Source organism: Deltaproteobacteria bacterium, assembly GCA_005879535.1.
GTDB lineage: Bacteria > Myxococcota > Myxococcia > Myxococcales > 40CM-4-68-19 > 40CM-4-68-19.
The window spans coordinates 1-14,119 of sequence record VBKI01000050.1; the positions used below are offsets into that span (position 1 = coordinate 1).

The 14,119-nt window shown below is 67.7% G+C and carries 9 protein-coding genes and 1 pseudogene; 5 read left to right on the forward strand and 5 right to left on the reverse strand.

Annotated features, from left to right (window positions below; all coding sequences use genetic code 11):
• Nucleotides 1–666 precede the first annotated feature (666 nt).
• The gene (locus E6J58_05910) at nt 667–2,613 is read right to left on the reverse strand and encodes a hypothetical protein (GenBank protein ID TMB40066.1); all 1,947 of its coding nucleotides are present in this window, start codon (nt 2,611–2,613) and stop codon (nt 667–669) included.
• Nucleotides 2,614–3,710: 1,097 nt separating this feature from the next.
• Between E6J58_05910 and E6J58_05915 the strand changes: the two genes are divergently transcribed.
• Nucleotides 3,711–4,490, forward strand: a complete 780-nt coding sequence (locus E6J58_05915) for a hypothetical protein (GenBank protein TMB40067.1) — start codon at nt 3,711–3,713, stop codon at nt 4,488–4,490.
• A 59-nt stretch (nt 4,491–4,549) separates the two neighbouring features.
• On the forward strand, nt 4,550–5,311 hold the full coding sequence (locus tag E6J58_05920; protein TMB40068.1) for a hypothetical protein: 762 nt from the start codon (nt 4,550–4,552) through the stop codon (nt 5,309–5,311).
• A gap of 476 nt (nt 5,312–5,787) precedes the next feature.
• On the opposite strand, the gene E6J58_05925 is transcribed toward E6J58_05920, so the two are convergent.
• Nucleotides 5,788–7,359 (reverse strand): PTS sugar transporter subunit IIC, encoded by a 1,572-nt coding sequence (locus tag E6J58_05925; GenBank protein TMB40069.1) that lies wholly within the window; start codon nt 7,357–7,359, stop codon nt 5,788–5,790.
• 74 nt (nt 7,360–7,433) lie between these two features.
• Here E6J58_05925 and E6J58_05930 point away from each other — a divergent pair.
• A pseudogene (locus E6J58_05930) lies at nt 7,434–8,833 on the forward strand (2-oxo acid dehydrogenase subunit E2).
• Here E6J58_05930 and E6J58_05935 read toward each other — a convergent pair.
• Entirely contained in the window at nt 8,834–10,171 is a 1,338-nt protein-coding gene (locus E6J58_05935) for a capsule assembly Wzi family protein (GenBank protein TMB40070.1), read from the reverse strand.
• A gap of 15 nt (nt 10,172–10,186) precedes the next feature.
• The gene (gene polX / locus E6J58_05940) at nt 10,187–11,938 is read right to left on the reverse strand and encodes a DNA polymerase/3'-5' exonuclease PolX (GenBank protein TMB40071.1); all 1,752 of its coding nucleotides are present in this window, start codon (nt 11,936–11,938) and stop codon (nt 10,187–10,189) included.
• Between the two features lie 39 nt (nt 11,939–11,977).
• Here polX and E6J58_05945 point away from each other — a divergent pair, with 39 nt between their 5' ends.
• Nucleotides 11,978–12,463, forward strand: coding sequence for an AAA family ATPase (locus tag E6J58_05945; GenBank protein TMB40072.1), 486 nt, complete (start codon nt 11,978–11,980; stop codon nt 12,461–12,463).
• A 7-nt stretch (nt 12,464–12,470) separates the two neighbouring features.
• Nucleotides 12,471–12,788, forward strand: a complete 318-nt coding sequence (locus tag E6J58_05950; GenBank protein ID TMB40073.1) for a divalent-cation tolerance protein CutA — start codon at nt 12,471–12,473, stop codon at nt 12,786–12,788.
• Nucleotides 12,789–12,798: 10 nt separating this feature from the next.
• Here the strand turns inward: E6J58_05950 and E6J58_05955 are convergent, their stop codons facing one another.
• On the reverse strand, nt 12,799–14,019 hold the full coding sequence (locus E6J58_05955) for a response regulator (GenBank protein ID TMB40074.1): 1,221 nt from the start codon (nt 14,017–14,019) through the stop codon (nt 12,799–12,801).
• Nucleotides 14,020–14,119: the final 100 nt, after the last annotated feature.

Below are 14,119 nucleotides of genomic sequence, written 5' to 3' on the forward strand. Positions count from 1 at the left end.
CGGCAATGACGCCCTCGAAGCCGGTTGGCGTACTCATACCCTGCGAGAAGAGCAGACCGGTGGCGCTCGTGAACGTGCCCGTGCCGTCGACGATTTGGTCGATCTCGAAGAAGCTGCCTTCCGCGGAGTCGAGGACGCCCTTGTCATGAATCGTGAGGGCACCATTCGGCGTGGTGATGACCAGATCCCCCTCATACTGGAGCAGGTTGTCAGAATCACCGGGTTGGAGGTTCAGCAGAGCGAATCTCGTGGGCCCCCCGCCAGCACCGCCCAGAAGACGGCCCGCTTCGCCCGAGGCTCCGGAATAGCCCGGTGCTCCGCGAGGCCGTCCGGGGTAGCGAGGTCACCGTCCGGCAGGCCGAGGCGGTACTGCCGGTCGCTCGGGGCGAAGCAGAAGCGTTCTGGGTGGCGCGAGCGCGGAAAGGGGAGACCGTTCGTCGGCTCAAAGCTGCAGTGAACCATCCCGGCGGTTGCGACCCCGACGAAGACGAGGAGTGGCATCGGCTGCTCCGCAGTAGGGCCCGTCACTCTCGATGTCCGCGCGGTGCTCAGATGCGCCACCATCGTGCCGCGCACGCACGAGACCATCGTACGCCCGACCGGTGACGGCAGTCGAGACCGAGTGACTGCACCCGGCGGCGTTCCTCACGGCGTCGAGCCAACCGATCAGTACGCGGCTGGAGCTGTCACCGTGAGTATCGCGGACCTCGAGCTGCCGTTGAAAGACGCCGAGATCGTCACTGGCATGGTGGAGGTCACCGGACCCGCGCTGATCGGAAAGGTCACACTCGTCTCACCCCAAGGCACTTGAACGCTGCCGTTCGCCACGACGGCGGGATTGCTGCTCGAGTAGGATACGACCAGCGGCGGGTTCGCCGGGGCCGCCCCGTTGAGGGTCACGGTGACAGACGACGAAACGTTGCTGCCGCCGGGAATGGTGCTCGGATTCAGCGTCACTGACCTGATTCCGGTCGGCGGGGGCGTCACGATGATGATTGCGGACGTCGTCAAGTACTCGTCGTTGAGCATCCTCACTTGAGCGGTGATCATAATCGGAGTGTCGGTGGTCACCGCCCTGGTCGTAATCATGAAGTCGATGCCATACGTTCCAAAGGTCGAACCGTACCCTGGGACGTCAGCGACTGCCGGGTTGCTGCTCGAGAGCCAGAGGGGGACGAGCTGGTAAAATGGCGCACCGACAACTCGTACGTTTCCCTGCGAGGGAGTTCCACCTGCGACGGCGTGACGGAGGGTCAACTCGAGGTGCGTCGGTTCGTACACCCAGGCGTGAGCGTGTCTGACAGCGTCACCGAGGGTGGCGGATACGTCGATCGCGGTAACCGTGGTCACTCTGTGGGTCGAAACGGTGAAGGTCGCTCTTGTATCTCCCGCGGGCACCGTCGCTGTCGGGGGTACGGTGCCGATATCAGCGGGCGTGATCGAAAGCGCGATCGTGGCCCCACCTGCCGGTGCCGGCTGCGCGAGCGTGACCCACCCGGTGGCCGGCGTTCCACCATTCACGTCCGGCACGACGACGGACGCGAGCAACGAGTGCTGAAAGAGACCGGTAAGGCTCCAGCTCGCGCCTCCGTCCGTGCTCTTGAGAACCCCGCCGCTCGTTCCCGCATAGAGGCTCGACGGCGTCTTGGGGTCGATCGAAATGGCGCGGATATAGTCATCCAGGCCAAAGGCGCGGAGTCTGTCGGTCAACCCGCTGTTGACCGGGTTGAACGTGCCTCCGGCGTCCGTGCTTTTGAAGACGCCCGAAGAGTCCGGAGCCGGGGTCCAGAACCACGATTGCGGGTCCCACGTTGACGCGACGGCATAAAGGGTGGCTGGATTTACGGGATCGACGGCGAGTGCCGAGATCGTGGTGGCGGACCAGTAGTTGTCTCCCCACAGCCCCGTGCCGTACCAGGTCGCGCCATCGTCCGGGCTCGCATAGAGCCCGTAGGTCGCGAGACCTGCGTAGGTGGCGCCATTGCCCGGCGCGATGGCCAACACCTCGACAGCGTCGGCAAAGACGCTCGAGTCGGCCAACAGCACCCAGCTCCCGCCGCCGTCGACGCTCTTGTACATTTCTCCCCAACCCATTTCAGGCGATGCCCCCCACGCACCTGCATAGAGGGTGCTGGGGGTCAGAGGATCGATCGCGACTGACCGAACCTGACCGGACGTCTGTTCGTTCGACAGGGAGGTGTCCCAGGTCGCGGCTCCGTCGGTGCTCTTCAGGAGCCCGCCGCGGGGTCCGGCGACCGGCGAACCGCCAGCATCGTCGAGCACGGCATACAGGGTAGTCGGGGTCACGGGGTCAACGACAAGGCTGCGCACAGGACGGTTGGTCAAACCTGTGTTGCTCCAGGTAGCGCCCGAGTCCGTGCTCTTGAACACGCCTCCGGTCGCCGACGGATCAGTGCCCGCGGCATCGGGGCCATACCGGGAGGTGCCGACATAGACCGTGCCCGGGGTAACCGGGTTTATCGCCAGCGTCGTGACGCGAGCATCCGCTGCTCGGCTGGACGTCCAATTCGCGGCCCCATCGGTGCTCTTGAAGACGCGACCGTCGTCTGTTCCTGCGTACAGGGTGCTCGGAGTGAGCGGATCGATTGCCAACGCCTGGACGGGAGGAATACCAGGCGAATCAGTCGAGGCAGCCGGCGATTTTGCTCGCCGCGTCGCGAGGACTGCTCGTGGCTCAGCCGCTTTCCCGCATGAGAACGACGCTGGAATCGTCGCCAGCAAGCAAAGGCGTACCGCCAGGGCAAAGCGAGCGCTGCGCAGCGTCAGTACACCAATGGCACTGCTCGACGTGATGCGTCGCATCGAAGACCTCGCGGGAGTCGATCGAATCCTGGCTGGCATGTGCCGGGTGCGTGCGGATCCGTACCAGGCTGCATTGGCGCACCAGCAATCGCCGGGCCATTGCAGCGGTATCAGCTGAGCTCGAAATGAGTGCGCCGGGTTCGGGGTTGCGCTACCGCGGCGCCGCTGTGGCGCCCCCGGCTCGAGGCAGGCGTCGATCGAGTTCGATGGCCCGAGCAGTGGAGTGAAGCTTTCCGCCATCGTGGCTCCACGGCCATGCAATCCAGAGAGCGATTTCCGCGATACCCACCCGCCCCGGAGGTGCTCTCCATGCCGGCAATGCAATCCGAAAGCTCGTGCCGCCGTAGCGCTCCCGCGGGAGAGCGAGGAGCCTTCGCAATGACGGTGCTTACTCCGACGAAGGTACGAACCGCAAGACCGCATGCGTTATGAGCGCTTGGCCCGCCTTTTCGCGAGTTTCGCTCCACAATCGTCATCGCGATCAGGCTCGCAGCACACTTTACCGATTGAAAGGTCCGGAGAATCGCTCGCGGCATCAGTGGCGGCGGATGTCCCCGGCGGTGACGACGCCCGTGCTTGCAGTGAGCTGGTGCGTGAAGTTGGCGCGGATGAGTCGCCGCTTGCTCGGGTTCTCGGCGCCGTTGTCGGGCCCCGCGGTGGAAAGGGTCGAAGGCCACCTGGAACAGATCGCCGAGGTTGCGGGGCGCTCATGAGCTCCTCCTCCGTTGTGCGCGCTGCGCTTATCCACGCTGGCGGGATGGCGGCAAGGCACTGCTCGCGCGCTCTTGTCCGTCGCACGACCGGGCTCGCCCGCCGTGCATCGCATGGGCGCTGCATTCATCAGGTCACGTGGGGAGTGGTTTCAGCTGCTGCTCGTCTCCTGCGCGTTGGCGTCTGCAGCGCGGTCGGCGCCCGCTGCGGCGAAGGACTTCGACGTCCCCCTCTCCGGCCACGGTCACATCCGCAGCTTCATGTACTTCGACTGGGGCCCCGATAACTGGATCGACACCTTCATCGGCCTCGAGTCCGAGCTTCTCCGGTACAAGCGCTCCTTCCTCGTTTTCCGCTTCGAGAACGAGACCGACATGGGACGGGGCGCCGACCCGAAGATGATCTTCGACCCCAACCGCGGCCGGTGGACCTTCGGGGTTGGCGCCAGGACGGAGCTGCAGAAGCATTTCCTCGAGCTGCTGGTCCGGCATGACTGCCATCACGGCATCGACCGGTGGTGGCCGGGACAGGATTACAAGATGACGTCGGCTGGGCTCGCCTTCGGGACGCTCGCATACCTCCAGAAGTACCGGTACCCGGGCGACGTCGACGGAGGCGCGTCGCTCCCTCTGGGGCTTGCATACTTCGTGATGCCCACCTTCTACCTGCCGCGCGGCGACCCCTGGCAGCGCCAGCCCTATCTGATCAGGCTGGAGGCGAACACGCGGATCGACATCTTCCGCTGGAGCCGGCTTGGGCTGGGACTCGAATCAGCAAACGTCCTCTACTGGAGCGACAAGGGCCAGCTGCAGCGATCCCACGCGCTGAACCTCGACATGTTCCTCTATGGCGACCACGCGGCCCTGCTCCTGTTCGCCGGCTGGTGGCCTTACGACAATCAGGTCTTCCGGAATCGGGCCGGTAAGATCGTGTCCGGACTCGAGATTTCGTTCTAGGCGCTGAAGGCGTCGGGCCCGTGGACTTGAATGTCAGAGGGTCCTGCTATCCAGAAAGAATGAGCGAAGCGCCTGTCGATCCACCCAACCCCCGCCTGGCGGCGCTGGCCAAAGCCGCGGCGATGCTCCAGTGGCCCATCCTCCGCGTCCGGGACGAGGCCGTCGGCGTTCTCCTTGCGAAAGCCATCGACTCCGTCCTGGCCAGCGTCTCCCGCGGCCGCGGCGCCCTGGATATCGCCATCGGCGAACACCTCGACGTCCTCGGGACCGGCGACCGCGTCAGCGTCGGCGACTACGCCCGCGAAATGCTGGGAATCCGCGCCAGCACCGCCCAGAAGATGGCCCGATTCGCGCGCCGGCTCCGGGACTGCCCGCTGCTGGCCGAGGCCGTCCGGAGCGGGGAGGTCAGCGTGCGGCAGGCGGAGGCGGTGCTGCCGGTCGCCCGGGGTGAGGCCGAAGCGGATTGGGTGGCGCGGGCACGGAAGGAGACGGTCCGCGCGCTCCAGGCTGCGGTGAAGGATCCCAGCGGTCGCGACCCCGAGGAGGACGAGCAGTGGGACCGGGTCTGCATCGACATTCCGGCCGCAGGGCGGCAGCGCTTCGATGAAGCCATCGCGCTCGCCGGCAAGGCCCTCGGCGCCAACGTGCCGAAGTGGGAACGGCTCGTGGTGCTCTGCCAGGAATGCATCGGGGCGCATGCGACGCCCGACGGCGAGGCCTCTCCGACCCGGTGCCGGCCGTGCCCGTCGACGACTGGATGGAGCCGGCGAAGAAATGGCTCGAGGAGCAGAGCGCGCGGTGGGCGGCGCTCATGCAGGTGAGTCCGGTGGCGGTCTGGGAGCCCATTCCCGATGTGCATGCCGATGCGCATGGGCTTCATGAGCAGCTGCGGCGGCTCGCCAGCCAGCGCGACGACTGGGACGGGCTCTTCGGCCATCTCGCGATGCTTTTGCAGAGGACGCAGGCCTGGCGCCTTCTCGGATTCGCGTCCTTCGGCCACTACTGCGATGAGCGGCTGGGGATGTCGGAGCGCGCGGTCCAGCAGCGCGCGTCGCTCGAGCGCCGCCTCTATGACCTGCCCTCGCTCCGCCAGGCCATGTGCGAGCGGCGGGTGTCGTACGAGAAGGCGCGGATCATCGCCCGTTACGCCGACGCAGGGTCATTGGACACCTGGATCGAGCGCGCCGGACGGATGAGCTGCGTCGCGCTCAGGGCCGCGCTGCAGGGCGAAGAGGAGGCGCAGATGTGCGCGCGGGGCAATGTCGAGATCGTGGTCCCCAGGCACATTCGCGGGCTGCTAGCCATGGCCTTTCACGCCGTTCGCAACGCCGCTGGGCAGTGGATTTCGCCCGGCGAATGCCTCGTGCGCATCGCCGAGCACTTCCTGGAGGTCTGGAAAGCCGCCTTGGAGGAGCCGAATACGGCCCGGAAGCGCGTCCTCGAGCGGGATCTCGGCTTGTGCCAGGTCTGGGGGTGTACTCGCGCAGCGGTGCACGTCCACCACATCCAGTTCCGCTCCGCAGGCGGCTCCGACGATCCAACGAACCTCGTCAGCCTCTGCGCCGCCCACCACCTGCAATGCGTGCACAACGGGTGGATCCGCGTCCGCGGCAAGGCACCCGATGGGCTCTACTGGGAGCTCGGGGTCCGCCCGGGAAGGGCGCCGCTCGTGGTCGTCGAGCCGGCAGCTGCCTCCGCGGAGACGAGGTGACGATCGTATCGGCGGACGAATGGCCACCAGATGATCAACGCGATGACCAGGTTCACGAGCTGCAACACCAGCGCCTTTAGATCGCCGCCGCTGCTCAGGTACCAGCGTCCACACCACCTCGATGTACGGTGGCCGCACGGCGCCGAAATGCATCGCGCACCACGAGATGACGGCCAGGATGACCGGCGCGGCGATGAAGGGCGGCGCGAGCTTGCCGTTCATCACCACCGGGGCGCCGAAGAGGAGCGGCTCGTTGATGTTGAAGACGGCGGGAACGATTCCGGCCTCGCCCACCAGCCGGAGCTGCTTCGAGCGCGCGAAGAGCAAGAGGATGGCAAAGGCGAGCGTCGTCCCCGACCCGCCCTGCCAGATGAACCAGATGAAGAACTCCTGTGTGAACACGTGCGGGGGAGCGTGGCCGGCGCTGGCGGCGGTCATGTTCTCCGCCAGTGCCGCCAGCCAGAGGGGGCGCACCGCCGCAAGCACCGCGATGCCGTGGACGCCGATGAGCCAGAGCGCGCTGTCGATGAGGACGACGATCACCACCGCGTACAGCGAATCGCCCCCGCGCAGCAGCGGCCGGAAGAGCGCCGCGATGCCGCCCGCCAGGTCGATGCCCAGCACGTGCACGACGAACCAGACCAGCACGACGCAGGTCACGCTGGGCAGCAGCGCCGCGAAGCTGCGCACCACCACGTCGGGCGCGCCGCCGCTCAGCTTGATTCCCCACTTCCGCTGCTGGAAGGCATGCAGGACTTCCACCGCGAAGATGGCTCCCGCGAAGGCCGGGAAGAGTCCGGCCGCGCCGAGAGCCGCCATCGACAGCATCTTGTTCACCGGGTACTGCGCGACGAGCAGGACGGCGAGCGCCGTGGTGGCGCCTGCGACGGGATCGCTCTCCCGCCGCCGCGACAGGGATAAGGCGGTGGCCACGCAGGCGTAGATGGAGACCAGCCCGGCGCAGGCCTGATACCCGGAGAGCAACGTCGAAGGCGCCGGCAAGAACCGGGACAGCGCCGGCCAAGGCGGCTGCGCCAGGAGGAGAAAGAGGCTGCCGAGGAGGATGAGCGGCAGGCTTCCGACCACGCCGTCGCGCACCGCCATCAAGTGCGGTTGCTTTCCCAGCGCGGTGCCGAGAGCGTGGAGCCGTTCCCGCACCCGTGCATTGTCGTGTGCGAAAGGCCTTTGCGCCAGTTTGACACGCCGCGGTGCGCGCGCTAACTGCGCCCTCCATGACGACGGTCGTGATGCCGCAGCTCGGCGAATCGGTCATGGAAGGCACGGTGGTCCGCTGGATCGCGCGGCCGGGTCAGAAGGTGGAGCGCGACGAGCCGCTGGTGGAGATCGCCACCGACAAGGCGAACACCGAGATTCCCTCGCCGAGCGCGGGCGTGCTGGTGGAGCAGCTCGCGAAGGAAGGGGCGGTGGTCACGGTGGGCGGGGCGCTGGCGCGACTCGACGAAGCAGGGGCCGCCGCCGCCGCTGCGGCGCCTCAGGCGAAGCCGGCGCCTAAGGCTGCCTCTCCCGCTGCGCCTTCCGGGGCCGCCACGGCGGAAGCCGATGCCGACGCAAACGGCGTCCGCGCCACGCCGGTCGGACGCAACGTCGCGCAGGAGCACGGGTTGGATCTGAGCAAGGTGCCGGGATCTGGCGCGGGCGGCCGGGTGATGAAGTCCGACGTCACCACGTATCTGGAGAAGGGCGCCACCTCCTCCCAGCAGTCCGAGCTGCAGCCGCCTTTGAGCACGTTCCCCGGCCAGAAGGCGCCCACCGCGCCCCCGCCGCCATACGCGCAGCCGTATTCCCAGCCGCCGATCGCGCCGGTGTACTCGCAGCCCCCGCCGCCCAGCTTCGGGCCGGGTTACCAGGGATTCGGGCCCATCGCGATCACGCTGCGCGCGTACAAGCCGCCGCGGTACACGCCGAAGGAAGGCGACCAGGTGGTGCCGTTCGACCAGCGCCGGCGCCTCATCGCCGAGCACATGGTCTACAGCAAGGCCACGAGCCCGCACGTACCCTGCACGGCGGAAGTGGACATGACCAACCTGACCCGGCTGCGAGGGGAGTGGAAGCGGGCCAAGGAGACCGGAGGCAAGGCGCCCAGCTTCCTGGTCGGCGTCTGCCGCGCCACGGTGCAGGCCCTGGCCGAATTTCCCCGGCTGAACGCGGTGGTGCAGGACGAGAGCGTCATCCTGCGCAAGGACGTGAACCTGGGCGTCGCGGTGGAAACGGAGAAGGGGCTTTTGGTTCCGGTGATCCGCAAGGCCAACGAGCTCAGCGTCCTCGGTCTGGCGCGCGCCATCGACGACCTCGCCGCCCGCGGTCGCACCGGCAAGGTGACGGCCGACGAGCTCTCCGGCGGGTCGTTCACCGTCTCCAATCCGGGGCTGAAGGGAAACCTCTTCGGCGCCGCCATCATCAACCAGCCGCAGGTCGGCATCCTGCGCATGGGCGAGATCGTCAAGCGGGCGGTGGTGCGCGAGCGCGACGGCGAGGACGCCATCGTCATCCGCTCGATGATGTACCTGACGCTCTCGTACGATCACCGCGTCATCTGATCGACGGCGTGACGGGGAACGGGTTCCTGCACCGCGTCCGCGAGCTGATCGAGGAAGCGAAGTTCGAGCTGTAGCTAAGGCGTCCACGTCACCGCGGCGCGGAGCCCTCCGCTCCAGCGTGTCGAGCCGTTCACCAGATCGGCGTTGTCGATGCCCTCGCCGAAGAGCCCCGCCGAGACGACCAACGGCGCCACCGTCGCCTGCGCGTCGATCCCGAGCCGGCGTCGATGCTCGACGGGTCCCCTCGCGACCACGAACACGCCGCGCGCCTGGTCGGAACCGTAAGTGTCGCCGGAGAAGCGCAGCCACTCGAACCAGGGCGAGATCGTCAGCGCCGCATGCTCGAAGTCGGCGCGGATCCACAAAGACGTACCGTCCGGGCCCAGCGCGGAGCCCAGGGTGCGGCCGGCATTTGTCATCCCGGTGGTGAAGACGCCGTGCTCCTGCGAGACCCAGCCGGTGTGCTCCAGCTCGACGAAGAGCCGCCGCCAGGGGCCGAGCCGGATGGCGCGCAGCTCGATGCCCAGCAGGTGATCGGCGTCGTACTCGACGGAGTTCCAGAAGGCCTTGCGTGTGTCCTCGAAGGCAATCTCGTAGTACAGCCGCGCGCCTCGCAGCTCCGGAAGGCGGACGGAGAGATCGAACGAGAGCCGGTTGTTCTCCGCCGTCCCGGTCGGTGTCTCGTGGGTGCGGCCGAAGTGCTCGAGGATGAAACCAGTGAAGCCGCCGTAGTCGGGGGCGCCTTCGCCGCCCAGCATCAGCATCCGCGAGCCCCCCAGCTGAACGCGATCTCCGAAGTCGAGCTGGGCGCGGGCGCAGTCGAGCAGCGTCCCCCGGAAGGTCTGTGGCTGCCGCAGGCGGTCGAGGAAGTAGAGCAACGAGATGCGGACGTCCTTGGCGAAGGGGAGGGCGACGGGCTTGAGCTGCGCGCGAAATCCATCCTGAGGAGCGGCGTTGGTCGAGAGCATCAGCGCCGCACGGACCGAAGGACCCAGCACGAGCACGTCACGGCCGACCTGCAGCGCGAACGGGTCGGATTCGAACTTGAGGTACGCGCGGTCGACGATGAAGCCGCTGGCGTAATGGTCCGTCCCGGCGGAGACGCGAAGGCGAGTTGCCGCGGTGACCAGTCCGCCCCAGCCGGCCGCGGAGTCGAGCTCCAGCGCGGTTCCGACGCCGTCGCCGCAGGGACGGCCCTCCTGATAGTCGCAACTGAGTGCGATGCCGCCGGCGATCTGGCGCGGGCGCACCGGCAGCGAGTAAGGGCGGTCGTGCTCGTCGGCGGCCGAGAGTCGCAGCGTGAGGCGGTCGAGGGGCGCCAGCCACCAGCCCTCGTCGTCGGCGCCGGCCTCCGCCCCTGTCGCGATGGAGAGCGCCACCGCAGCGCCGGCAACGCAGCAAAGCTCGCGCATGGGCGCAGGCGTCTATCACACGGGCGATCGGCTCCACATCATCTTCAAGAACTGGTCCGCCGGGCGCGCGTTGATCACGCGATCGCGTTCCGTCCAGCCGCGCCGCGCGGTGCCCACGGCGTAGTGCAGGTTCTCCAGCTCCTTGGTCGAGTGCGCGTCCACCGACAGGCAGATCTTCGCCTTGTGCTTGCGGGCGACGCGCAACAGCTCGGCGCTGAAGTCCAGCCGGTGCGGAGTCCCGTTGCACTCGATGGTCACACCGCGCTCGGCAGCGATCGCGATCAGCTCTTCCCAGCGCGCCGGCATCGGATCGCGGTCGCCGAGGTAGCGGCCCGTCGGGTGCCCCCAGATGCCGCACTTGGGGTGCAGCAGCGCGCGGCGGATGCGCTCGGTCTGGCGCGCCTCGTCGAGCTTGAAGCGCTGGTGGACCGAGCAGATCACCACGTCGAGCTTGTCGAGGATGTCCGGCGGCCAGTCGAGGGCGCCGTCCTCGAGGATATCCACCTCGCTGCCGCGGAGGATTTGGACCTGCGGCACCTTCTCCTGCACTTCGGCGATCTCGTCCCACTGGCGGCGGAGCCGCTCCACGTCGAGGCCGTTGGCGTAATGAGCGGCGCGGGTGTGGTCGGTGATGGTGATGAACTCGGCCCCCAGGGCGCCGGCGGCGCGGACCATCTCCTCGATGGTCGCCTTGCCGTCGGACCAGGTCGAGTGGCAGTGCACGAAGCCGCGGATGTCGGGCTGTGCGACGAGCTGCGGGAGCTCGCGCTTTGCCGCCAGCTCCAGCTCGCCCAGATCCTCGCGGAGCTCCGGCGGCACCGGCTGCAGCCCGAGCATTCCGTACAGCGCCTCTTCCGATTCCGGCTGCAGTGGGGCGCCGCCGTCCAGCCGCGCCAGCCCGTACTCGGAGATGCTCAGCCCCTTGTCGCGCGCGATCCCGCGCAGCTTGACGTGATGCTGCTTGCTTCCGGTGAAGTGGTGGAGGGCGGTGGCGAATTGCGCCTCGGTGACCACGCGCAGGTCTGCCTGCAGGCCGTCGCGCAGGCGCACGGAGCACTTGGTGCCGCCGCGCGCCAGTACTTCGGCGACGCCGGCAGCGTCCGCGAACGCCTGCATGACCGGCTCGACCGGGCCCTTGACCGCGGCGACCACGTCGACGTCGCCGTTGGTCTCGTTGTAGCGCCGGACGCTGCCCGCGATCTCGGCCCGGACCACGCCGAGCGCCCTGCGAACGCTCGCCACCAGTTGCTCCGCCAGTGGCCGCGTCTCCCACAGCGGCTTTCGCGCTGTCTGGCGGACGCGCACCTTGGCGATGCCTTCGAGGATGGCCTGCTCGGTCTTCTCGCCGAATCCCTTGAGCACCCGCACCCGCCCTGCGTGCGCGGCCTTCTCCAGGTCGTCGAGGTTCACCACGTCGAGCTCCCGGATCAGGATCGCCGCCTTGCGCGGCCCGAGGCCGGGAATCTGGACCAGGTCGAGCGCGCCGCGCGGGAAGTCCAGCCGCAGCTTCTCCAGATATTCGAGCTTGCCGGTGTTGACGAGCTCGGTGACCTTCTGATCGATGGCCTTGCCGACGCCTTCCAGCTCCGACAACGTGCCGGCCTTGACGCGCTCATAGAGCCCGCCGGACGCGGCCGGGTCCGGCGGAAGCGTCTCGAAGGCGTCCGCGCCCATGTCGTAGGCGCGCACCTTGAAGGCATTCTCTCCCTTGAGCTGCAGGAGCTGCGAGATCTCCCGCAGCACCGCCGCCACTTCACGCGGGGTCATGTTGCGCAATCATAGCAGGGCGCATAGCTTGCGGCGGGCATGGCGACCGAGCAGACCCCCGAGCCCTCGAACGTGATCTTGCAGCGTTTCTTCGAGACCAGCGAGTCCGCCCGCAAAGCCGCCACGCACCTGAGATCCGCCGCCGAAGTGGGCGTGCAGTTCACCGACATCAAGGGCGATTTCCGCTTCACGCTGGTCGACGGCAAGCCGCGCTTTCTCGACGGCAAGGCAAAGGACCCGGACTTCGAGCTGACCATGGCGCCCGGCGCGGTCACGGCCATTGCGGCGCAGCCCAACGCCGACGTCGGCGAGCTCGGGATCCTGTTCTTCCAGCACATCGTCGCGCAGGACCCGCAGAGGAAGATCCGGGTGAAGCTGCACAGCGGGCTGATCAAGCTGACCATGCGCGGTTGGGTCGGCGTGATGATGTCGGGCGGGGGCAAGGTCCTCGGCTGGCTGGCGTCGAAAGGTCTCAAGGGTCCTTCCGCCATCGCGCACGCCGTCAGCAGGCTGAGGAAGGGCTGACCGCGCGATGACCGACGCCCTCCTCGTGCTCACGACGTTGCCCACCGCCGACGCGGCGGCGCAGTTCGCGAAGGCCGTCGTCGGCGAGAGGCTCGCCGCCTGCGCGAACATCCTGCCCGCGCTCCGATCGATCTATCGCTGGGAGGGCAAGATCCAGGACGAGAACGAAGTGCTCGTGCTGCTCAAAACGCAAAAGACCCATCTCGCCCGCCTGATGGCGCGCATCCTCGAGCTCCACCCGTACGAGGTGCCCGAGGTGCTGGCGATTCCCGTGGAGCAGGGGCACGCCGCGTACCTGGACTGGATCGCTCGCGAGACGGCGTAGCGCCGGGAGCTCAGGCGCACGCAGGCAGCGTGACCGTGAACCGCGCGCCGTTTCCGGATTCCGAGTCGACGGAGATCGAGCCACCGTGGGACTCCACGATGTTCTTGCAGATGCTCAGTCCGAGCCCGGTGCCTCGTCCATTCTGCTTGGTAGTCACGAACGCCTCGAAGAGGCGGTTCCGGACCGCAGGGTCGATGCCGGGCCCGCTGTCGGAAACTTCCAGGTGGACCTTCCCTCCGCGCTCCCAGGTCCGGACGCGCACCGTCCGCAGCGTCGAGCTTTCGACTGCGTCGGCTGCGTTGACGAGGAGGTTCAACAGCACCTGCGCGATCTCCGGTCCTCGGCAGAGTACCGCCGGAATTGCTGTCAGGTCGCGTTCGAGCTCGATGCGGGACTTGAACCGATGCCTGAGCAAGGAAACGGCTGAGAGTACGCCTTGGTTGAGGTCGTACGGCGCAGGGTCCGGGGCGTCGCCCACGGCGCGCTTCATTCCCTCGATCACGGACCGCATCTGCATGCCTGCGGCGCCGATCGATGCGAGGATCTCGTTGAGGTCATCCGAATTGCGCTCCTGCATGCGGCCCGTCAGAACCGTGAGCTTCTCGAGCGCCTCCGCCGGGAATCCGGCCTCGACCGCCTGCGCACAGGCGCGAAACAGCTCGCGCAGGCGAACCACCTCTTCCCCCAGCCATTGCGCGTTCATCAACAGTGGCGTCGCCGCGTTTGCGAGCTCGTGACCGACGCCGGCGGACAACCGGCCGATCGTAGCGAGCCGCTCGGCGCGGACGAGCTCGTCGAATTGGGCGCTGAGCTTTGCCGCCATGCTTTCGTGCGCGTCCGCCAGCCGTTTGGCCTCGACGGCGCGCCGGACGCTCACGCGCATGTCATCCAGATCCCAGGGCTTGAGAACAAAGCGATAGACGAGGCCGTCGTTGATCGCGCGGAGCGCGACCTCCATCTCGGGGTAGGCGGTGAGCAGGATGCGGTGCGCCCGCGGCCTGCGCTCCCGGACGCGGCCGAGAAAGGCGAGCCCGTCCATCTCGGGCATCCGCTGGTCGGTGATGATGAGGTCGAGCTCCTGCCGGTCGGCGATCTCGAGGCCCCTGATCGGCGAGGTCGTCACGCGGACGTCCATGTCCGCTTCTGCCGCGAACGTGCGCTCGATCAGATTCAGCGCGAGCGGCTCGTCGTCGACCACCAGCAGGCTGTAGGCGGTCCCCTTGGAGCCCACGATTCAATGGCTTACCAGCCGTGGACAGTAGGTTGGGACGGGCGGGAGTGATGCCGTAGGCCGGGGATGCGTACCCGGCCACACACATCCGTTGCGGAGA